The organism is Kitasatospora sp. NPDC001539 (assembly GCF_040298565.1).
Classification (GTDB): Bacteria; Actinomycetota; Actinomycetes; order Streptomycetales; family Streptomycetaceae; genus Kitasatospora.
Map to the genome: position 1 here is coordinate 1 of NZ_JBEPAK010000080.1, position 21487 is coordinate 21487.

Genomic DNA, 21487 nt, shown 5'->3' on the forward strand with positions numbered 1-21487 from the left:
TCCTGCTTTGCCACCACCCCACCCCCCCCCCCCCCCCGCGGGGGCCCCCCCCCCCCCCCCCCCCCCCCCCGGGGCGGGGGCCCCCCCCCCCCCGCGCGGGGGGGGGGCGCGCGGCGCGCCCCCCCCCACGAGTCCGGTTTCGCGGCGACCCTTTCCGCTTGCCGGTCCATGCGCCCTGTCCGATCCGCACCCGGGCGGAATCCGCCCGGGGACTGCTCCGGGCCCTTCCACGGGTGGTCGGTCCACCCGCGGTCGTCCACCTCCGGCGCCCCCGCCGTCGGTGGTGCCCGGGGCGGTCAGTGGGGGACCGGCGCGAAGATGACGTTGATGTTCTTGTTGCCCTGACCGGCCAGCACGTTGCCCGCGTTGTCCTTCGCCGCGAGGGTGTTGGCCTGGTTCGAAGCACCGGCGCCGGTCGCCGTCTGCTGGGTGGAGACGTAGTTGCCGTCGACCCCGCCGAACACGTTGCCCGTGCCGCTGTTGGACACCACGCCGGCGTTGGAGCCGCCCGCGGCACCCGCGCCGTCGTCGGCGGCCGCGGCGCCGGCACCCGCCAGCAGCAGGCCGGCCGCCAATGGAGCGGCGAGCAGAAGGCCGCACACCCGACGGGTGTGTTTGCAAGCCATGTGCACCTCCAAGAAACTGTTCATCGTGCAATCGGAGCACGAGCTGCGGGAGTTCGCCGGCCAGACGAACGCCCGGTGGCTGCGACGCCGGAAGCCAGACTTCCGCAACAAATCGACAAAGCACTAGCCGACGCCGCGTTTTTCGCCCTTTCGCGTGATATCCACTCGGGCCGCGAATACCGGTCTCGGATCCGGACGGGCCGCCGACACACCGCTCCCGACCTGCGATGCCGCCTGAAAGACGGCCGATCGGCGGCCTGCGCGAAGCGGCGCCCCCCACGTCACCGGAGTCGCCGGTCGCACCACCCCGGCGCAGTCCGGACGTGAACGCGCCCCCGAAAAGTTCGACCACCCTTCCATGTCGACTTTTCAGCCATTCACAGACGATCCGAAAGTCATATGGAAAAGACGGGAAAAATGGCCCATCCAGTGACATTCTCGAGGGGTTTTGAAAATCAGACCATTTTACCTGGATTGAGGATTCCCAGCGGGTCGAAGACCGCCTTCACCTGCCGCTGGAGGTCCAGGGCGACCGGCCCCAGCTCACGCGCCAGCCACTCCCGCTTGAGCAGCCCGACGCCGTGCTCACCGGTGATCGTGCCGCCCAGCTCCAGCCCGAGCGCCATGATCTCGTCGAAGGAGCGCTGGGCCCGGACCGCCTGCTCCGCGTCCGCGGCGTCGAAGATCACGATCGGATGGGTGTTCCCGTCCCCGGCGTGGCTGACCACCCCGATGGTCAGGTCGTGCCGTCCGGCGATCTCGGCGACGCCGTTCAGCATCTCGGCCAACCGGGAGCGCGGCACCGCCACGTCGTCGATCATCGTGGTGCCCAGCCGGTCCATCGCGGGCAGCGCCAGCCGCCGGGCCGCCAGCAGCAGGTCCGACTCCGCCTGGTCCTGGGCCGGCACCACCTCGGTCGCCCCGGCCTTCCGGCACAGTGCGGCCGCCCTCGCCAGCTCCGCCTCCCGGTCCGGCCCGTCGAAGGCCACCAGCAGCAGCGCCCGGGTCGACTCCGGCAGACCCATCCGCCCCATTTCGTTGACGGCCCGCACCGAGACCGCGTCCATCAGCTCCATCAGCGACGGGGTCAGTCCGCGCGCCATCACCTCGCACACCGCCGCCCCGGCCGCGTCCGCGCTCGGGAACTCCGCCGCCAACGCCAACTGCGGAGCCGGCGCGGGCCGCAGCGCCAGCACCGCCCGCACCACGACCCCGAGGGTGCCCTCCGAGCCGACCAGCAGCCGGGTGAGGTCGTACCCGGCCACGCCCTTGGCCGTCCGGCGCCCGGTGGAGAGCAGCCGCCCGTCCGCCAGCACCACGTCCAGCCCGAGCACGTACTCGGCGGTGACCCCGTACTTCACGCAGCAGAGGCCGCCCGCGCCGGTGCCGATGTTGCCGCCGATCGTGCAGGACTCCCAGCTGGACGGGTCCGGCGGGTAATACAGCCCGAACTCCCCCACCGCACGCGACAGTTCGGCGTTCACCACACCGGGCTCCACCACCGCGATCCGGTTCACCGGGTCGATCTCCAGGATCCGGTTCAGCTTCACCAGGGACAGCACGACGCAGCCGTCCACCGCGTTCGCGGCCCCCGACAGCCCGGTCCGCGCCCCCTGGGGCACCACCGGCACCCGCAGCTCGGTCGCCGTGCGCAGCACGTGCTGCACCTGCTCCACCGTCTCCGGGAACACCACCACCGCGGGCGTGCCCGCGGCGCAGAAACCGGCCATGTCGTGGCTGTAGGCGGCGGTCACACCGGGGTCCACCACGACGGCCTCCGCCGGGAGGCCCTGCGCCAGCCGGTCCGTCAGATCACCCATCGCCGCCTCCGCTCCGCGCCCACCCGCCCCCGCCCTCCGCACTCTGCCCCGAGGGCAGGGGGTGGGCAAGTGGGCCTCGGCCCGCTCGGAAGCCGGCCCCGGAAACACCGAGGGCGGGTGCCGAGTGGTCTCGGCACCCGCCCTGTGCAGGTGGTTCTCCTACCGGCGGAGAGCGTGGGATTCGAACCCACGGTGACGGGTCACGCCACGACAGTTTTCAAGACTGTTCCCTTAGGCCGCTCGGGCAGCTCTCCAGGCGGAGGTCAGCCTAACGGGTCGGGCGGGGTTCGGTGCACACGATTCCGCGCGCCCCGGTCACTGGTCCCCGTCCCGCTGGCCGAGGGTGACCTTGGTGGTGAACGTCTGGCCGTTGCGGGTGTACTCGACGTCGACGGTCTCGCCCGGCTTGTGCGTCCAGATCCGGCTGACCAGGGCGGGACCGTTCTCGATCGGCGCGCCGCCGAGCTTGGTGATCACGTCGCCCGGCTTGAGGCCGGCCTTGTCGGCCGCGCCGCCGGGGGTGACGGCCGGCTGGCCTTGGATGTCGCGGGTCTGGATCTGCGCGCCGTCGCCCTTGTAGTCGTCGTTGCGCAGCACGTCGAGCTTGGCGTAGACCGGCTTGCCGGTCTTGATCAGGGTGTCCGCGACCCACTTCGCCTGGTTGATCGGGATGGCGAAGCCCAGGCCGATGCTGCCGGCCCGGCCGTTGGCGGAGGCGTTGGACTGGATCGCCGAGTTGATGCCGATCACCGCGCCGCTGGAGTCGAGCAGCGGGCCGCCGGAGTTGCCGGGGTTGATCGAGGCGTCGGTCTGCAGGGCGTTCATGTAGGAGGCCTGCGAGCCGGTCTCGTCACCCGAGGCGACGGGGCGGTCCTTGGCGCTGATGATGCCGCTGGTGACGGTGGACTCCAGGCCGTACGGCGCACCGATCGCGATCGTGGCGTCGCCGACGTTGACCTTGTCGGAGTCGGCCAGCGCCAGCGGGGCCAGCTTGTCCTTCGGCGGGTTGTCGATCTTGACCACGGCGACGTCGTAGCCCTCGGCGTGGCCCAGCACCGAGGCGCTGTACGACGAGCCGTCGGCGAACTTGACGGTCAGTTTGCCGCCGCCGAGGGTCGGGGCGACGACGTGGTTGTTGGTGAGGATGTGGCCCTCGGTGTCGAAGACGAAGCCGGTGCCGGTGCCCGACTCGGTGCTGCCCTGCGCCTTGATGGTGACGACGCTGGGCAGCGCCTTCTGCGCGATGGCGGCGATCGACCCGGGGGCGGGCTCGTTCTTCTGGGTGTTGCTGGCCTGGACCGTGGTGCTGCGGTGGTCGTTCGCCGAGCTGCTGCTGTCGTTGCGGTCGGCGGCGACCACGCCGATCGCGCCGCCGGCCACACCGGCGACCAGCGCCACCGCCGCGAGCAGGGCCACCAGGCCGCCGCGCTTCCTGCGCGGGCCGCCGGGGCCACCGGAGTGGTCGGCCGGGTAGCCGAGCGGGCCGCCGGGGCCGCCCGGGTAGCCCGCACCGCCGGAGGTGGCGTCGTGGCCGGCGCCCCAGCCGCCGAGCGGCTGGCCGGCGCCGAACGGGTGGTGGCCGTGCTGGGCCGGCGCACCGCCGGGCCCGGCACCGTACGGCTCGTGCGCGCCGGCGGCGGGCACGCCGTGGGAGGGGGTCGCGTACGGGTTGGAAGCCGGCGGCAGGGCCGGAGCGACCGGGGCCGCGGGCGACGCCGCCGGGGCCGCGGCTGGCGGCGCGGGCGGCAGGACGGGCGGCGGGGCGTCGACGTAGCCGGTGGCCGGGTCGACGGCGGGCGCCGCCGGGGCCTCGGGCGCGGGGACCTTGGTGAAGGCCATGGTGGGCTTGTGACCGCCCTCGGCCGGGGTGCCCTCGGGGGCGGCGCCCTCGGCTGCGGTCGGCGCGGGCCCGGCCTCCGGCGCCGGGACCCGGCTGAACGCCATGGTCGCCCGGTGCCCGCCCTCGGCGGCGTCGGCCGGAGCCGGATCAGCGGCCGCCGGCCTCGCCTCGGGCTCGGGGACCCGACCGAACGCCATGGTCGGCTTGTGACCTCCCTGAGCGGTGCCTTCGGGAGCGGCCCCTGCCGCCTCCTGGGGACCCGCGGGCTGCTCCCCCTGCGGCCCGGTGGGCCCAACCTCGCGCTCGGTGCTCACGGACGACCTCCATAGCTGACAGAACCAAGGACCATAGTTTTTCGCACCATCGATTCGATTGCCGTAAGGACCCCTCTGAAGAACTCATAAGAATCCTTAGCCGGTGCCGACGACAGCGCCGGAGCCGGCTTCCACGGCGGCGCCGGCGGCGGCGGTCGAGGGACTCCCCTCCCCCCGTCCGGGCGTTCCGCGATGCGGACGGCCCACCCGTGGCCTTGGCGTTCGTACCCTCGCCGGTTAGCCTGTCGCTCACAACTGACACGCGGGAGCTTGGACCGACCAGGCTGAGAGTGCGCATGTCGACGGTACGCCAAGCAGTAGCGGGCGGACCGTCGAGGGGGCGCTGACCGCCGGAACCTGTCCGGGTAATGCCGGCGTAGGGAGTATCGGCCATGCCGCCTGCTTCGCCATCCTCTTCTTCGAACGCCTCCGCGTCCAAGGATTTCCTTGATCGTCCCGGGGGCCCGGACGCGCGCCGGGACGCGGACCCGGCCGACGCCGCCACCGCCACCGCCACCGCCACCGCCACCGCCACCGCCACCGCCACCGCCACCGAACGGGTCGAGGCGCCGCTGGTGCTGGACACCGAGCCGCCGCGCACCCTGCGCTTCCGGGACCACTTCGCGCTCTGGATGAACCTGGGCGTCAGCCTGATCGGCTTCTCCACCGCCGCCACCGTGCTCGGCGAGAAGGGCAGCGAGCTGTCGGTGGCCGCCGCGGTGACCGCGATCGTGACCGGTACGGCCGTCGGCACCGCGATGCTCGGCGTGGCCGCGCTGATCGGCGCCCGCACCGGTGCCCCCGCGATGGCCAACCTGCGCGGACTGTTCGGCACCCGGCTGTCCTACCTGCCGACCGTGCTGAACATCGTCCAGTGCATCGGCTGGGGCGTGTTCGAGCTGCTGACCATCACGGCGGGCGCCCAGACCGTCGCCCACACGAGCGGCTACCGCTGGCTGTTCGTGCTGCTCGCGGGCGCGCTGACCACCGCGCTGACGATCTGGCCGCTGGGCGCGATCGCGGTGCTGCGCCGCTTCGTGGCCGGTGCGGTCGCCGTCGCGATGGTGTACTTCACCGTCCAGCTGGGCCGCCAGGGCGTGCCCGACCCGGGCGCGGGCAACTGGCACGGCTTCCTGGGCGCCACCGACGCGATGATCGCGGTGTCGATCTCCTTCGTGCCGATGGCCGCCGACTACACCCGGCACTCCCGGACCGCGCGCTCGGCCTTCTGGGGCAGCTTCTCCGGCTACACCGTCGCCCAGGTCTGGTGCTACGTGCTCGGCCTGATGGCGCTGCTGCAGTCCGACGGCGACCCGAGCCGGATGTTCGACTCCTTCCTCGGCGTCTGGGCCGGCTGGCTGTTCCTGCTGGTGCTGGTGGTGCGGGAGACCGACCAGTCCTTCGCCAACGTGTACTCGACCGCGATGTCGCTGCAGAACCTGCTGCCGCGGGTGGACCGCCGGGTGCTGAGCGGCGGGATCGGCGTGCTGACCACCGTCCTCGCGCTGCGGATCGACAGGTTCACCGACACCTACAACAACTTCCTCGGGCTGATCGGCTCGGTGTTCGTCCCGCTGCTCGCGGTGCTGGCGGTGGACTACTTCCTCGGCGCCGGCCGGCACGGCTGGGACCTCTCCGACACGGCGCCGTCGCGCTGGCTGATGCTGCTGCCGTGGGCCCTGGGCTTCGCGGTCTACCAGTTCATTGCGCCGACCGCGGTCGCCGCCTGGTGGACGGACTTCTGGACCTCGGCGCAGCAGGCGCTGCACTTCACCCCGCAGGAGTGGACCTCCGCCTCGCTGTTCGCCTTCCTGGTACCGGCCCTGGCGACCTGGGCGCTCACCCCGCTGACCCGGCGCGCCGCGCGGAGCTGAGGCACGGGGGCGGAGCTGAGGCACGGGAGGCGGAGCCGGCCCCGGGGATTGGGACCGCCTTCGCCTCCGCTTCACCTGCGCCGCCTATCGTTGGGGCCGTGACCAGCCCAGACCTGTCCTCGACGCAGGCGCGCACCGCGCCCTCCGTCCAGGTGATCGCCCACCGCGGTTCCTCCCACGCCCTGCCCGAGCACACCCTCGCGGCCTACCGGCGCGCGCTCGACGAGGGCGCGGACGCCGTCGAGTGCGACGTCCGGGTGACGGCCGACGGCGAGCTGGTCTGCGTGCACGACCGCCGCATCGGCCGGGTGTCGAACGGCCAGGGCACCGTCTCCGCGATGACGCTGGCCCAGCTGGAGGCGTACGACTTCGGCGCCTGGAAGACCGGCCGCCCCAGCACCGACCCCGAGCTGCGCGGCGTGCTGCGGCTGGAGCGCCTGCTGGAGCTGGTGGTGGACTGCGGGCGCCCGGTGGACCTGGCGATCGAGACCAAGCACCCGGTGCGCTTCCGCGGCCGGGTCGAGGCCGAGCTGCTGCGGATGCTGGAGCGGTTCAAGATCGGCGCGAGCCGGGAGGGCGACCGCCCGTCCGCCCGGATCATGAGCTTCTCCTCGATCGCGCTGAACCGGGTGGCCCTCGACGCGCCGGAGTACCAGCGGGTGTTCCTGTTCGAACGGATGCTGCCGCTGCTGGGCCGCCTGCGGCCGGGCGGTCCGCTGCCGGGCGGGGCCCGGATCGCCGGTCCGGGCATCGACCTGGTCCGGGCCCGGCCGCAGCTGGTCACCCGGCTGCGGGAGCTGGGGCACCAGGTGCACGTGTGGACGGTGGACGAGCCGGCCGACGTCGAACTCTGCCTGGAGCTGGGGGTGTCCGCGATCATCACCAACCGGCCCGCCGAGGTGCTGGCGCAGCTCGGGCGATGATCGTCCGGCGATCGCCCGGTGATCGTCCGGCGGGGGAACGGTGGTCGGGCGGTGCTCGGGCGGCGGTCGGGCGGCGGGCCGGGGACCGGTCCGGACGAACGTGATCCCTCCGGTCGGCAGCCAAACCTTCCGTGCACGGTTTTGCCGGAATTCCTGCTGTCGGCGCGACGGAGGGTGAGCACGGAATGACCTCTCGTCGACCCTGAGTCGCACCGCCGGAAATGGACCCCCGGGATCCTCCGGTGGTCGTTTCCGACGCATTACCAAGGGGCATCCATCCCTCGGCATACGCTGAAGGAGGTCCGGGGGTGGCGTTGATGGTGGCGCGTTCGGTGCCCGCAGAAGTCGGGCCGACTTCTTCGACCATGGCAGTACCGCACTGTCCGGCGAGTGTCGGCGTCGCCCGGCGCAGGCTGCGTCGGGACCTGGGGGAGCGGCGGATACCCGAGCCGGTGATCGACGACGCCGTCCTGGTCCTCTCCGAGCTGTTGAGCAACGCCTGTCGGTACGCCCGCCCGCTCGGCCCGCTCCCCGCCCTCGGCCGCGGGGCCCGGGCCGAGGTGGTGGACCAGCTGCTGGTCGGAGTCCCCTCCGGGCCGCACCCGGCGGTGGACGGCCGGGAGCACGGCGAGGGCACGGACGGCTCGGACGGACCGGACGGCGGGGTGCTGGTCCGCTGGCAGGTGCACGCGGACGGCGTGCTCACCCTGGAGGTCACCGACGGCGGCGCGGCCACCCGGCCGCTGCCCGCCAGCCCCTCGCTGACCTCGCGCGGCGGCCGCGGCCTGAGCATCGTCGACCAGCTGGCCGGCGACTGGGGGGTGCGCGACGCGCCCGGCGAGGTGACGGTCTGGGCAGCACTGCCCACCCGGGCCCGGCACGCCCGGCGCACCGGCGGCGACGCGCGCAGCGCCTGACGCACCGTCCCACGGCCACCGCTCTCCTGCCGCCGGCCGCCGACCGCGCACCGGCGGACCAGGCGCCCGTACGGCGACCGCACGCCTGCCGACCGGACGCCCGTACGGCGGGCCGCACACCGGCGGACCAGGCGCCCGTACGTCGGCCGCACGCCTGCCGACCGGACGCCCGTACGGCGCCGGCCCCGACGCGTTCCCGCGCGCCCGGGGAACGTCAGTAGGCTTCCCGGAGCAAAGGACCACCGTTCCCGGGAGAGCCGCACCATGGGCAAGAAGGCCGCCAAGAAGGCGCCGCAGCGCCAGTCCACCACCGCCGTCGCGGGCGAAATCCCCGTGGTCGGGGCCCGTGAGAACTGCCCCTGCGGCTCCGGCCGCCGCTACAAGGCCTGCCACGGCCGGGAGGCCTCGCACGCGGTGCAGGAGCTGGTGCACCGCCCGTTCGAGGGCCTGCCGGGCGAGGCCGACTGGGTGGCGCTGCGCGAGCTGGTGCCGGCCGCCACGGCGCCGCTGACGCTCGCGCCCGGGGTCGCCGAGACCGCCAACGGCGACGTCCCGTCCGTCACCCTGGCCACCGTGCTGCCGCTGGCCTGGCCGGCCCTGCGCCGCCAGGACGGCTCGATCCTGCTCGGCCTCCAGACCCAGTCCGCCTCCGGCGACCTCAGCCGGGACCTCGCGGACGCCCTGGAGCTGGCCCTGGCCACCGAGCCCGGCACCCCGGTGCCGGCCCGCCGGACCGTGCCGGGCGGGCGCCGCCTCCAGGACCTGCTGGACACCACCGCCGAGTTCACGCCCACCGTGCACACCGGCTTCGAGTTCTGGCTGGAGGACGCCGAGACCGCCACCGGCGAGGTCGCCGCCTCGCTGGAGCGCGCCAACGCCTCGGCCATCCCGACCGAGAAGCTGGCGGGCCTGGACGCCGCCTACTGGTGCGGCACCCCGGACAAGAACCACCTGCGCTGGGTGATGACCGTGCCCGAGGAGAAGCTGCTGGACGCGCTGGCCCGGCTGAACGCCGCCGGCGAGGCCTCGCTCGGCCCGGACACCCGCCTGGTCGGCTCCTTCCGGGCGCACGGCCTGACCGTCCCGGTGTGGGACCTCCCGCTCGCCATGACCGCCACCGACTGCGAGAAGCCGGCCGCGGAGTTCGCCGAGCGCCTCTCGGCCGTCCTCACCGACGGGACCCCGCTGACCGCCGAGGAGCGGCGCGCCCGCGCGAACCTGGTGAACCGTCAGGTCACCTTGAACTAAAGCCCGCTGGATTCGGGTGATACGCGTCACATTGTCGCCATGAAGGGGCAATTTCCGGCCCTGGAGGGCCTCTTGGAAATTGGCGCGGGCGCGGATCCTTGTTACTGTCTAAAGAGTCCGGCCGCTGGTGCATCCCCCGTCGCCAGCGGCCGGATCTTTTGCTTTCCGGAGCGGCCCGTTCGAACGGCCCGCCCGAGCGGGCCCCGGAGGGCCCGCGGAGCCGGCGCCGGTCAGTGCGCCGAGTGCCCGCTGTCCAGCCGGACCGTCGCGTCCACCAACTCGCCCAGCAGCGGCCCGACCTGCGGCAGCCGGACGCCACCGTCCGCCGCCGGCTTCGGCGCCAGCACCCAGCGCACCCTCCCCCAGCCTCCGACCGGGGGGACCCCCGCGGCCGCCCCGCCGGGCGGCAGCGGGAGGAAGCCGCCCGGCCCGTGGTAGCGCAACGATCCTGGTACCCAAGGGAGTTGGGCGAGCATCTCGCCGAGTGCGTCGAGCGAGTACGGGGCCACCAGCAACGCGTAGCGGCCCGGCATCGCGAGCACCGGGCCGAGCGGCAGCCGCAGCGCGCCCAGGTAGACCAGGGCCCGCGCCCCGGCCGCCGCGGGCAGCGAGACCGCGGCGACGGCGGAGCCGGTGGCCGCCAGCACCGGCGCGTCCGGGCTCTGCCGCTCCCACCACCAGCGCACCATCCGGGGGTCCGTGGTGGCGGCCAGCAGCGACGGGTCGTGCGGATGCGCGCCGGGCACCGGGCAGTCCGGATCCCCGCAGGAGCAGCGCCCACCGCACAGCACGGTGCCCGGCACCACCGGCCAGCGGTACTCGACGGCGGCCGTCAGGGCCGCGTCCAACCGGGCGGACGACTCCTTCGGCCGGCTCTTCGGGTTCTCACGCATGGCGCTCGTTCCTTTCCCTGACCGCTCGGTTCGCTCCGCCCCACCGGCATCCGTCGGGACTCGCCACGCGGGCCCGCGGCGGCACGGCCCCGGGCGGCGCGGAGCGGGGCGGGCGGCACGGCGGACGGCGCGGCTACGACGTGGAGCACGGTGTGGAGCACGACATGAGAAGGGCCGCGCACTGGAACAGGCCCTTGGAACGAGAATCCCGTATGCGACCGGATGGACGCCGCCCGGGCGCGCTCGGTTCCACCGTACGAGTGAGAGACTTCCGGCCGGCCCAATGCGCGGGCGGCTCGGGCATACGATCCGGACGGCCGCCCGGTCCGTCCCCACGGTTCTGCCCGCTCCCGGCCCCCTCCATGCCTGCGGACCCGACCGGCGCGCGCACGAACCGTTCACGCCCTCCGACCGGGGTGATGACGGAGCGGAACGGCCACCGCGGCGCCCCGGATCTGGACATGCCCCGAATGGCCTGTGTAGAAGTGGTGGCATTGCTGTCGATCAATGACGAGTAGTAGCGAAACGAGGCGAAACGCGTCCTTTGGCCGTGCTCGCTCCACATCGGCCGTATCTGGGGGTTCCGCATGGCACGTAGCACCGCGTCAGGAGTGGCGGCATGACCGAGTCCCACCCGTCGACCTCCCACCCGTCGCCGACGACCGCCGAGCTCTGCGAACCCGGCTGCCCGGGCGGCCTCACCGTCCTCGACCCGCCGGGTCTGCCCGGCCCCGCCGACACCCCGGAGGGAACCGGGGGCGACCTCGCGGCGCCCTCCGGCACCGTGCAGGACCGTTTGGCCGGACGCCTGTCCGATATCACCAGCCTGCACGAGCACACCGAACGGCTCGCCCGCGCCCGCGGCCTCACCGCCACCCTGGACGCCGTCCTCGCCTCCGGCGCCGCGCTGCTCGGCGCCGACCGGGGAGTCCTGGTCACCCTGATGCCGGGCGGCGGCCCCGGCCAACCCGTCGGCCTCGGCCTCGACCGGGCCAGCCTCGGCGCCCTGGAGACCGTCCCCACCGAGCAGAGCCTGCTCGCCATGCTGCTGCGCGAACGGGACCGCCCCGAACAACTGCACTCCGCCGACCTCGCCGAGGACCCGGCCATCGGCGACCGGCTCCGCGAACTGGCCGTCCACCTCGGCCTCGGCGGCGCCTTCGGCCTGCCGCTGGCCACCACCGAGGACGGCCCGCTCGCGGCCGCCGTCTGGTTCTACGACCGGCCCGCCTCCCCCACCGGCTGCCGGCGCGAACTCGCCCGCCGCTACTGCGAGACCGCCGCGCCGCTGCTCGCCAAGCAGCTGGAGGCCGAGCGCGTCCTGCGCACCACCGAGGCGCTGCGCCGCGGCCTGCTGCCGGACCGGCTCCCCCGGCAGGACGGGCTGCGACTGGCCGCCCGGCTCGTCCCGGCCGGCCTGGACCGCTCCTGCGGCAGCGACTGGTACGACGCCATCCCGCTGCCGGACGGCTCCGTCGGCCTCACCGTCGGCTCGGTCTTCGGCGACGGCCCCGGCGCGGGCCCCGGCTCCGCCCCCGGCGCCGCCGCCGCGATGGGCCGGATCCGGGCCGCGCTGCGGGCCTACGCGGTGCTCGAGGGCGAGGACCCGGTCTCCGTCCTGGGCGACCTGGAACTGCTGCTCAAGACCACCGAGCCGACCCGCACCGCCACCGCCGTCTACGCCTGGATCGAGCCGGAGGAGCGCCGGGTCACCCTCGCCGGTGCCGGACACTGCCCGCCGATCCTGGTCGGCCGGCACGGCGCCGAGTTCGTCGAGACCTCGCTCTCCGCGCCGCTCGGCATGCTGGCCTGCTGGGAGGCCCCCGGGGTCGAGTTCACCGCCGAACGCGGCGACACCCTGCTGCTCTACACCGAGGGCCTGGCCCGCCGCTGCGGCCCCACCCTGCACGCCGGACAGGCCAACCTGCGCCGGGCCGCCGCCGACGCCCCGCGCGACGTGCGGATCGACCCGGACCGGCTCTGCGCCCACCTGCTGGCCGTCTGCCCCGAGCCGGACGCCGGACCGGCCTCCTCGGCCGGCTCCGCCACCGATGACCTGATGCTGCTGGGAGCGCGCTTCGAGTAGTGGCCCCCGGGCCCGCCCGAGGTCCGTTCCAGGGGCTCGCGCCAGGGGTCCGCTCAGGGGTTCGCTCCGATGGCCCGCTCCGGGGGCCCGAACCGGCGGGCGGCCGGGCGTCCGTACCATGGACGGACGGCCGCCCGCGCGTGTCGCGATCCGACACCTCCCCCGACGGGCGGCGGTACCACCCCCAAGGAGGCGTTGCACGTGACCGAGGACCGGACCCCCGCAGTGGCCGAGAACCCCGAGGCCGAGGGCGGCGAGGAGCCGCAGCAGTTCAGTGGTCGCAAGAACGGCCTGTACGGCGAGATCTCGGACGAGCTGGCCGCCTCCATGAAGTCCGGCTGGGCCGACACCGAGCTGCACGGCCTCGCCCCGATCGCCCAGGCCCCGTACGCCGCCGAGCGCCGCGCCCGGCTCTCCGCCGCCTACCCCGGCGAGCGCCTGGTCGTCCCGGCCGGCAACCTGCGGGTGCGCTCCAACGACACCGACTACAACTTCCGCGCCGCCAGCGAGTACGTGCACCTCACCGGTGACCGGACCGAGGACGCGGTGCTCGTCGCCGAGCCGACCGGGCAGGCCGGCCACGAGTTCACCCTCTACCTGCTGCCGCGCTCCGACCGCGAGAACGGCGAGTTCTGGCTCGACGGCTACGGCGAGCTGTGGGTCGGCCGCCGGCACAGCCTGAGCGAGCAGGAGCAGCTGCTCGGCCTGCCCGCGCGCGACGTCCGCAAGGCCGCCGAGGAGCTGGCCGCGAAGGCCGCCGACCCCGCCGTGCCCACCCGCATCGTGCGCGGCTACGACGCCGGCCTGGAGGCCGCGCTCGCCGAGGTGCTGGACGCCGACAAGGACGCCGAGTTCAAGGAGTTCCTGAGCGGCCTGCGGCTGGTCAAGGACGAGTGGGAGATCGGCGAGCTGCGCGCCGCCTGCAACGCCACCGTCAACGGCTTCACCGACGTGGTCCGCGAGCTCGGCCAGGCCGTCGCCACCTCGGAGCGCTGGATCGAGGGCACCTTCTGGCGCCGCGCCCGGGTCGAGGGCAACGACGTCGGCTACGGCACCATCGCCGCCGCCGGCCCCCACGCCACCACCCTGCACTGGGTCCGCAACGACGGCGAGGTGCGCCCCGGGGAGCTCCTGCTGCTGGACGCCGGCGTGGAGACCCACACCCTCTACACCGCCGACGTCACCCGCACCCTGCCGATCAACGGTCGCTTCACCGACCTGCAGCGGAAGATCTACGACGCGGTGTACGACGCCCAGGAGGCCGGCATCGCCGCCGTCAGGCCGGGCGCCCGCTTCCGCGACTTCCACGAGGCCTCGCAGCGCGTCCTCGCCGAGCGCCTGCTCGCCTGGGGCCTGCTGGACGCCTCCGCGTACGACGTCGACAAGATCCTGGAACTCGGCCTGCAGCGCCGCTGGACCCTCCACGGCACCGGCCACATGCTCGGCCTGGACGTCCACGACTGCGCCCACTCGCGCCGCGAGGAGCACGTCGACGCCCTGCTCGTCCCCGGCATGGTGCTCACCGTCGAGCCCGGCCTGTACTTCCAGCAGGACGACCTGACCGTCCCGGAGGAGTACCGCGGCATCGGCGTCCGGATCGAGGACGACATCCTCGTCACGGCCGACGGCAACGAGAACCTCTCGGCGGGGCTGCCGCGCCGCGCCGAGGACGTCGAGGCCTGGATGGCCTCGCTGGCCTGAGCCGACGGCCGAAGGGCCCGGTCTCCCCTCCGGGAGGCCGGGCCCTCGGCGTCACTTGGCGATCTTCACGGCGATGTCCTTGTCGCCGAGCACCGTCATGGTGCCGCCGCTGTACGGAAGCATCACCTGGGCCTTCACCGGCATGTCCCCGGGGCCGTTCCCGGCGCCGACCGTCAGCCGGTAGGTCACCTTCTTGCTCTGGCCCGGAGCCAGGGAGAACAGCGAGGCCGGGTCGGCCACCGCGTAGCCCGTGTCGCTGCCCGGTGACATCGCCACCCGCTTCCAGGTCCCGCCGTCCTGGCGCTCGAGGGTGCCGTCGTTGCCCGTCCACACGACCTGCGCCGGCGGTGAGCCCGGGTAGAAGTCGGTGACGACCAGCGGCTGCAGCTGGTCGTAGGTGTTCTGGCTGGTGTTCCGGTAGGTCACCGAGAAGGTGACCACCGAGCTTCCCGCCGTCAGCTGCTGACCGTCCACGAGGCCGTCGTAGCCGACCGCGATGTCGTTCTTGTTGGCTTCGGTCGGCGAGGCTTGGCGGCCGGTGAGGTCGAGGCTGTTGACGATCGACTGCAGACCGGGCTGGTAGTCGGCCTTGAGACCGATGGCCGTGACGAACACGTGGTCCTTGGGAAGGCCCCACATCTGCGGTGAAAAGGAGTCGTGGCCACAGGTCACCTGCCACTGTGACTTGACCGCGGCACGACCGGCGACGGTGGGTGTGCTCTTCGTGGGTCCGACGCTGTTCAGCTCGCCCGTGGCGGGCACATGCGGGTTGCCCCAGCCAAGGCAGGTCGGCTGGGGGCTCCAGCCGGCGCTGTTGTCGAAGAAGCTCATGCGGGGCCAGGTCGACGATTCCTGGTCGAACGACGCGATCTCCACCCCGTAGGTCGCGCAGTCCTCGGGGCTGCTGCTCTGAGGTGCTCCCGGGGCCAGGATGCAGACGGATCGCGCGTCGGAGGAAGGGGGCAGGAGCCGCCAGCCCGCCGGGACCTTGAACTTCACGCCACGGAAGCTGTACGAGCTCGCCGCCCCCGTCGGGGTGCCGGTGGCCGTCCGGGTCGAGCTCGGGCTGACGTCCGCGAGCGGGGTGTCCGTCTCCGCGTCGTCGGTCGGGGTGCCGGTGTCGGTGGGGGTGGCCGTCGGGCTCGGGGTGGTGCTGGGGGTGGCCGTCGGGCTGGGGGAGGCGGTGAGGTCGGCGGCCGGGGGCGGCGGGACGTCCTGCTTGGCGACCGGGTCGCCGTGGAAGGCGAGCACGCCGATGGCCAGGGACGCGGCCAGGGCGAGGATCGGTGCGGTGGTGAGGTACAGCGGGCGGAGCCTGCGCACCCGGCTCTTCGGGGGAGCGGCGGGGCGCAGCCCGTGGGCGGTGACCATGGACGCCCGGGCGTTCATCGCCTCGCGGAGCAGCCGTTCCGTCGGGGTCTCGGCCGGCCCGTCGCCGTCACCGCCGCCCGGGCGGGGGAACTCGTCGGTCATCGAACCTTCTCCAGGTGCTTTTCCAGAGCGTCCAGGGCCCGGCTGGCGGTGGACTTCACGGCACCCCGGGACAGCCCCAGGGTCTCGGCTATCTGCGCCTCCGACAGGTCGGACCAGTAGCGCAGCACCAGCACCTCGCGCTGGCGGGGGGTCAACTCCTGCAGGGCGACGAGCACCCGGCGGTGCTCGTCGTTGAGCACCGCGTGGTCCTCGGCGGAGGGCGCGTCGGCCTCGTGCGGGGGCACGTACTCACGGGCGGTCTTGCGGCGGCGCAGCATCGAGCGGGCGCCGTTGACCACCGAGGTCCGCAGGTATCCGAGGGCGTTGTCGAGGTCGTCCAGGTGCTCTCCGTAGCGCTGGTAGAGCTGGGTGAAAGCTTCCTGCACGACGTCCTCGGCCAGGTCCTGGTGGTCCACCAGGAGCACCGCCATCCGTACCAGGCCCAGCCGGTGGGCGTGGTAGAGGTCGGTCAGGGTGGGCCGGTCCTCGGCGGCCTTGCGGCCGCCGCGCAGCAGCCGGAAGCCGGAGCGGCGCTGGGCCGCCTGCTGGTCCGGGGTGGGGCCGACGAGCGGCTCGCCGGCCGCCTCCAACCCGCCGAACAGCGCGGTGACCACTCCGCGGACGGAGAAGCCGCGCCGTCCCACCGGCGCGCTGATCGGCCCGATGGCCATGGACATGTGCGGTCTGCTTTCCCCCAGGACGGTGCCGGCGTGCGCCGGCCCGTCAGGCCCACCTGATCAAGATCGTGATCGGGGAGATCCTCGCAGCCTGTCGCGGCCCGGTTCCCTCCGCCCCCGTACTGAAGGACGTGCGGGCCGGGCCGAGGTTGCAGGGCGATTCGCGGAAAGGTCCGGCGTGGCCGGGACGACTACACTCACCGGGAATCCGCCACCCGTGAGCAGGGGGTTCGCATGGCCGAGCAGATCGCCGAGGACCGGGCCGCCCGGTCGCGACCGGTGGCCGTCGCCATCGGCCCGCGCCCGGAGCCCGTGCACGATGTCGCGGTGTACGCCTTCGAGGGCATGGCGCCGTTCGAACTCGGCGTGGTGGTGGAGGTGTTCGGGCTGGCGCGGCCGGAGCTGGTCGGCCTGCTGGCCGCACCCTGGTACGGGCTGAAGGTGTGCGCCGACCGGCCCGGGACGGAGCTGGAGGCGGTGGGCGGCTTCGCGGTGACCGCCAGGCACGGGCTGGACGACCTGGCGGCAGCCGACACCGTGGTCGTCCCGGGCGTGCGCAACGCCGCCAGTGGCGACGTACCGCCCGCGCTGGTGGCGGCGCTGCGGACGGCGCACGAGCGCGGCGCCCGGATCGTGTCGATCTGCTCGGGTGCCTTCGCACTGGCCGCCGCCGGGCTGCTGGACGGCCGGGAGGCGACCACCCACTGGCGGTACGCCGAGCTGCTCCAGCGGCGCCACCCGAAGGTGCGGGTCAACCCCGACGTGCTGTACGTGGACAACGGCGACGTGCTGACCAGCGCGGGAAGCGCCGCCGGCATCGACCTGTGCCTGCACCTGGTGCGCCGGGACCACGGCGCCAAGGTGGCCAACACCGTGGCCCGCCGCTTCGTGGTGGCACCGCACCGGGACGGCGGGCAGGCGCAGTTCATCGAGGCGGCGGTACGGCCGGTCGAGGAGGAGGACGACGGGGTCGCCCGGAGCATGCAGTGGGCGCTGGACCACCTGTCGGAAGCGCTGACCGTGTCGGTGCTCGCCCGCGCGGCCCGGATGTCGGACCGGTCGTACCTGCGGCACTTCACCGCGCGCAACGGCACCAGCCCGATGCGCTGGGTCGTCACCCAGCGCATCGCGGCCAGTCTGCCGCTGCTGGAGTCCCCGGACGGCACGGTGGAGGAGATCGCCGCGGCGGTCGGCTTCGAGAGCGCGGCGACCTTCCGCCACCACTTCGGCCGGGTGATGCGGACCTCGCCGACCGCGTACCGGCGCTCCTTCGGGTCCGGGGTGGCGTGACCCTCCGTCCGAGCGGTGCGGGGTGACCCTCCGTCCGAGCGGGGTGGCGTGACCCTCCGGGCGGGGCGGCACGGGAGCCCCTGGGGCGGCGGGCGCCTACGCCTTCTCGTTCCGGTCCGCGTTGGCGACGATGGCGTCGTGCAGCCACTGTGCCAGGCCCGGGGCGAGGTCCTCGTAGGTGGTGGACCAGCGCGGGTCGGAGACGTAGAGGCACGCGAGCCCGCGGTGGATGGTGAACGTGCAGTCGTAGAAGTTCTGGCAGATGTGCTGGCGGTGGGCCTCGGCGAGGTCCATGGCCACGGTGCCGTCGGCGGGTTCGCCGGCGGCGACCGCCGCCACCAGGCGCTCGTTGAGCTCGGTCATCTCGGCCTGGATGCGCTGCCAGTCGGCCTTGGTGTAGCCGGCGGCGCGGCGCTGGGACTCCGCCCAGGCCTCGGTGTCGCCCCAGCGCTGCTCGGCCTCCTGCTCCCACTCCTCCTGGTAGCCCTCGCCGAAGATCTCGAACTTCTCCTCCGGGGTCAGCTGAATGCCCATCCTGCGTGCCTCCATGGCGTGTTCGACGGCTGCGGCGAGTTCCTGGAGGTGCCTGATCCGGTCGGTCAGCAGCCGGTGCTGCCGCCGGAGGTGCTCGCTCGGGCTGACCGAGCCGTCGTCCAGGATCGCCGCGATCTCCTCCAGGGGGAATCCGAGTTCGCGGTAGAACAGGATCTGCTGCAACCGGTCGAGGTCGGCGTCCACGTACCGGCGGTAGCCGGCCCGGGTGCGGCCCGCGGGGGCCAGCAGGCCGATCTCGTCGTAGTGGTGCAGGGTGCGGACGGTCACCTTGGCGATCTTCGCCACGGCGCCGACCGAGTAGCCCTCGTTCTCGTTCATCCGGGTTTCCTCCCTGGTGCTGACCACGACTCTCCGCTCTCACGTCGCGTGAGGGTCAAGCCGGCACCGCCGGCGGGCTTCGGAACGGCCACGGGCGCCGCGGACCCGGTCGCGGACGGGCCTCGCCGGGGGGCGGTGGCCGGAGGCGGCTGAGGAGGTTCAGGGCCCGGCGCGAACGGGCTCAGTTGCCTGCGCCGACCAGGATCCGCTCGCGCCGCCGACCCGCCGTCCGGCGGCGGCCGTCGCCGCCCCGGGCCCGGGGCTGGGGCCGACGGGTCCGCTGGGTGGGCCAGAGCAGCACGTAGGCGGCCGAGACCACCACGAAGACGAGCCGTACGAAGCCGCGGGCCGGGTCGGACGGCAGGAGCAGCGTGCCGCCGTACAGCGCGACCAGTGCGATCCAGCTCCACCACGGGACGAGCCGCTTCTGCCCGACCGCGTCCCAGAGCAGGGTGCCGAGCAGGATCGAGGCCGTGTAGTACGTGTAGACGCTCGGATCGAGCAGGATCCGGGCGTCCGCGCCGAGCAGCACCACGGCCGGCCAGCGGCCGCGCCGGACGGCGACGCAGCCGAGGCCGATGCCGAGCGCGAACTGGGTCGGGCGGTCCCACCAGGGCGTCGCCGGGTCGGTGACGCCGAACCAGCGCAGGGCGGAGGCGGGCTGGTTGGGAATGGTGAACTTGGCGGCCGCCATGGTGTCCAGGTTGCCGAGGTAGAACGGCAGCCAGGCGACGGCCACCAACACGCAGAACCAGACGGCGGTGCGCAGCCAGGCGGGCCGGGGCAGGGCCAGGATCAGCGGGGCGAAGGCGATCGCCCACGGCTTTGAATCGACCGCGAGGGCCAGGAAGACCGCGACGTGGACGGGCTTCCCGCGGGCCAGGGCGTGCGCGGCGAGGGTGGTGAAGAACAGCGCGAGGACGTCGTCCAGGTGCGCGAAGCGGACGGAGACCTCGACCCACATCGGGATGAACGCCAGCCCGGCTATCAGCAGGCGCTGCTGGAGCCGGCGGTGGTTGGTGCCGGTGCCCAGGTAGTACAGCGCGGCGGTGCGGCCGACCAGGACGAGCATCACCAGGCCGAGCCCGGCGCTCACCGCCTCGGCGATCAACTCACCGGTGTGCGGCGGGAACGGGGCGGTGAGCCGGGCGGCGGCCAGGCTGACCGGGCCGATCTGCAGCTCGGGGTGGTGGGCGTAGAGCGAGAGGCCGCCGTCGGGCTGGTGGCTGAACAGCAGCTGCTCGCCCTGGCGCAGGTAGTGCCAGGAGAAGCCGCCGCTGGGCTCGACCAGGAAGAACCAGAGCACCGTCCAGGCCGTCAGCAGGACGTGGTGCCGGCGGAGCGGAAGTCCCGCGATCCGCCCGGCCGCAGCGTCGTAGTCGGTGGTGGCCCGTGCCGTGCGCGCTACCCGCACCTGTTCCTCTCCCCGCCGATCCGCCCCCTCCGGCCGGACATCCTATGGGACGGAGAAGAACCGCCCGTGTCACCCGGGTGTCCGTTCGAACGGACACCCGGGCGGCACGGCGGGGCTCGGGGAGCCCTCTCGGATCAGCCCTGCTGGCCGGACTTGCGGCGGCGCAGCACGACGAGGGTGCCGACACCGGCGACCAGGACGGCGCCACCGGTGGCCGCGATCGCGGTGGTGTTGTCTCCGCCACCGGTGGTGGCGAGGGACTTGTCCGCGGTGGCGGCGGCGGACTTGGCCTGGGTGACACCGGCCGGGGTGATCTTCGGCGGGGTGACCGTCGGGTTCTGGACCGGGAAGTCGATCGGCTGCGGCGCGTCGGAGCTGCTGTCCGTCCCGGCCGGGGTGGTGGGCGCGCCGGAGGCGGAGGCGGAGGCCGAGGCGGACGGCGACGCGGTGCCGGTGGCCGGGGTGGTCGGCGTCGCGGTGGGCGTCGTCGGCTCGGTGGTGGGCGTCGAGGTGGCCGTGGCCGTGGCGGTCGCGGTGGCGGTCGGCGAGGCGCTGGAGGTCGGCGTGTGGCTGGCCGTGGGCGAGCCGCTGCCGGTCGGGGTCGGCTTGCCGGTCTTGGTCGGCGTGGGGGTGGGGCTGGGCTTGCCGCCGCCGGCCTTGATGGTGAAGCCGGCGCCCTTGATCCCGTCGCAGCTGAAGCGGCCGTGGTCGTTCTCGTCGTTGGCGTCGGCGGAGTAGACCACCGGAACGACGCCGGCCTTGCCCAGCGGGGCGTCCTTGGTGAAGGAGGCGCGGACCTTGATGTCGATCTTCTTGCCCTGGGCCACGTAGAGCAGGGCGCCGTCGGCGGCGTCGCCGTCGGCGGTGACGTCACCGAGGAACATCAGCACGGCGCTGTCGTCGCCGTCGCCGCCACCGGGGGCGACGGAGGCGGTCTTCCAGGTGCCGCCGCCGGGCAGCGAGGCCGGCAGCTGGTACTCCAGCTTGAGGTCCTTCGCCTTGAGCGAGCCCGCCTTGTTCTTGAACTTCAGCAGCGGGAAGGCGACGAAGTCGGTCTTCGTCGAGTTGTCGATCCGGTAGGTGAACTCGCGGGCGTCACCACCGGCGATGAAGGTGCCGGGAACACCGTGCACCGAGAGGTCGAGGCTCTGGTGGCCCGCCTTCTCGGCCTGGGCGGCGGCGGACGGGGTGCCGGTGGCGCCGACGGCCATGGCGCCCTGGGCGCCGGCCAGCACGAGCGAGGACGCGAGCGCGGCGGCGCCGGCAAGGGCAAGACTGCGACGTATGGACAAGGAGACCTCACGGAAGTTTCCGGGCGAGGCCCGGGCGCGAGGGGGCGGCCGCAGACGCCACGTACCCCCCGCGAAGCTGAAAGTCCGACGGAGAGTATCGAATGATCCGGCCACTCAGGAAGGCAGGTGGCATGCTGCGGCCCGCGCCCGGCTCCGGCGCGCCCGAATCGTCCAACTCCGTCCGCTGTCACGGCTTTTGCACGCGGGCGGGAAACACCTCGGCGGG

General features: G+C 73.6%; 16 protein-coding genes and 1 tRNA gene. 7 read left to right on the top strand and 10 right to left on the bottom strand.

Annotation, left to right across the window (positions count from 1 at the left end):
- Nucleotides 1-296: 296 nt before the first annotated feature.
- The 4 genes from ABT247_RS15100 to ABT247_RS15115 form a co-directional block, all read right to left on the bottom strand.
- The gene (locus ABT247_RS15100) at nt 297-626 is read right to left on the bottom strand and encodes a hypothetical protein (RefSeq protein ID WP_350742802.1); all 330 of its coding nucleotides are present in this window, start codon (nt 624-626) and stop codon (nt 297-299) included.
- Nucleotides 627-1081: 455 nt separating this feature from the next.
- Entirely contained in the window at nt 1082-2446 is a 1365-nt protein-coding gene (locus ABT247_RS15105; RefSeq protein ID WP_350742804.1) for an FAD-binding oxidoreductase, read from the bottom strand.
- Between the two features lie 166 nt (nt 2447-2612).
- Nucleotides 2613-2700: transfer RNA gene (locus ABT247_RS15110), tRNA-Ser, on the bottom strand.
- A gap of 61 nt (nt 2701-2761) precedes the next feature.
- Nucleotides 2762-4483: a S1C family serine protease gene (locus ABT247_RS15115; protein ID WP_350742806.1), complete on the bottom strand. Its 1722-nt coding sequence runs from the start codon at nt 4481-4483 to the stop codon at nt 2762-2764.
- A gap of 509 nt (nt 4484-4992) precedes the next feature.
- Between ABT247_RS15115 and ABT247_RS15120 the strand changes: the two genes are divergently transcribed.
- The 4 genes from ABT247_RS15120 (at nt 4993) to ABT247_RS15135 (ending at nt 9562) form a co-directional block, all read left to right on the top strand.
- On the top strand, nt 4993-6474 hold the full coding sequence (locus ABT247_RS15120; RefSeq protein ID WP_350742808.1) for a purine-cytosine permease family protein: 1482 nt from the start codon (nt 4993-4995) through the stop codon (nt 6472-6474).
- Nucleotides 6475-6572: 98 nt separating this feature from the next.
- Nucleotides 6573-7397 (top strand): glycerophosphodiester phosphodiesterase, encoded by an 825-nt coding sequence (locus ABT247_RS15125; protein WP_350742810.1) that lies wholly within the window; start codon nt 6573-6575, stop codon nt 7395-7397.
- A gap of 365 nt (nt 7398-7762) precedes the next feature.
- Nucleotides 7763-8314, top strand: a complete 552-nt coding sequence (locus ABT247_RS15130) for an ATP-binding protein (protein WP_350742812.1) — start codon at nt 7763-7765, stop codon at nt 8312-8314.
- 264 nt (nt 8315-8578) lie between these two features.
- Nucleotides 8579-9562 (top strand): DUF5926 family protein, encoded by a 984-nt coding sequence (locus ABT247_RS15135; protein WP_350742814.1) that lies wholly within the window; start codon nt 8579-8581, stop codon nt 9560-9562.
- A gap of 230 nt (nt 9563-9792) precedes the next feature.
- Here the strand turns inward: ABT247_RS15135 and ABT247_RS15140 are convergent, their stop codons facing one another.
- Nucleotides 9793-10455, bottom strand: coding sequence for a bifunctional DNA primase/polymerase (locus ABT247_RS15140; RefSeq protein WP_350742816.1), 663 nt, complete (start codon nt 10453-10455; stop codon nt 9793-9795).
- A gap of 619 nt (nt 10456-11074) precedes the next feature.
- Between ABT247_RS15140 and ABT247_RS15145 the strand changes: the two genes are divergently transcribed.
- A complete protein-coding gene (locus tag ABT247_RS15145; RefSeq protein WP_350742819.1) occupies nt 11075-12541 on the top strand; it encodes a PP2C family protein-serine/threonine phosphatase in 1467 nt (488 codons plus the stop codon).
- Nucleotides 12542-12742: 201 nt separating this feature from the next.
- A complete protein-coding gene (locus tag ABT247_RS15150; protein ID WP_502892451.1) occupies nt 12743-14242 on the top strand; it encodes an aminopeptidase P family protein in 1500 nt (499 codons plus the stop codon).
- Between the two features lie 51 nt (nt 14243-14293).
- On the opposite strand, the gene ABT247_RS15155 is transcribed toward ABT247_RS15150, so the two are convergent.
- Together ABT247_RS15155 and ABT247_RS15160 are read right to left on the bottom strand one after the other, a co-directional pair.
- Nucleotides 14294-15715 carry a hypothetical protein gene (locus ABT247_RS15155; protein ID WP_350742821.1) on the bottom strand — a complete coding sequence of 474 codons (1422 nt, stop codon included), beginning with the start codon at nt 15713-15715 and terminating at the stop codon, nt 14294-14296.
- Nucleotides 15712-16392 carry an RNA polymerase sigma factor gene (locus tag ABT247_RS15160; protein WP_350742824.1) on the bottom strand — a complete coding sequence of 227 codons (681 nt, stop codon included), beginning with the start codon at nt 16390-16392 and terminating at the stop codon, nt 15712-15714. The genes ABT247_RS15155 and ABT247_RS15160 overlap by 4 nt, the downstream gene beginning before the upstream one ends.
- Nucleotides 16393-16626: 234 nt before the next feature.
- On the opposite strand from ABT247_RS15160, the gene ABT247_RS15165 reads away from it, so the two are divergent.
- The gene (locus tag ABT247_RS15165; RefSeq protein ID WP_350742826.1) at nt 16627-17682 is read left to right on the top strand and encodes a helix-turn-helix domain-containing protein; all 1056 of its coding nucleotides are present in this window, start codon (nt 16627-16629) and stop codon (nt 17680-17682) included.
- 96 nt (nt 17683-17778) lie between these two features.
- Here ABT247_RS15165 and ABT247_RS15170 read toward each other — a convergent pair whose 3' ends face one another.
- From ABT247_RS15170 to ABT247_RS15180, 3 genes are all read right to left on the bottom strand, one after another.
- On the bottom strand, nt 17779-18555 hold the full coding sequence (locus tag ABT247_RS15170; RefSeq protein WP_350742828.1) for a MerR family transcriptional regulator: 777 nt from the start codon (nt 18553-18555) through the stop codon (nt 17779-17781).
- A gap of 181 nt (nt 18556-18736) precedes the next feature.
- Nucleotides 18737-19969 carry a hypothetical protein gene (locus tag ABT247_RS15175; protein WP_350742830.1) on the bottom strand — a complete coding sequence of 411 codons (1233 nt, stop codon included), beginning with the start codon at nt 19967-19969 and terminating at the stop codon, nt 18737-18739.
- A gap of 134 nt (nt 19970-20103) precedes the next feature.
- A complete protein-coding gene (locus tag ABT247_RS15180; RefSeq protein WP_350742832.1) occupies nt 20104-21261 on the bottom strand; it encodes an LPXTG cell wall anchor domain-containing protein in 1158 nt (385 codons plus the stop codon).
- Nucleotides 21262-21487 lie beyond the last annotated feature (226 nt).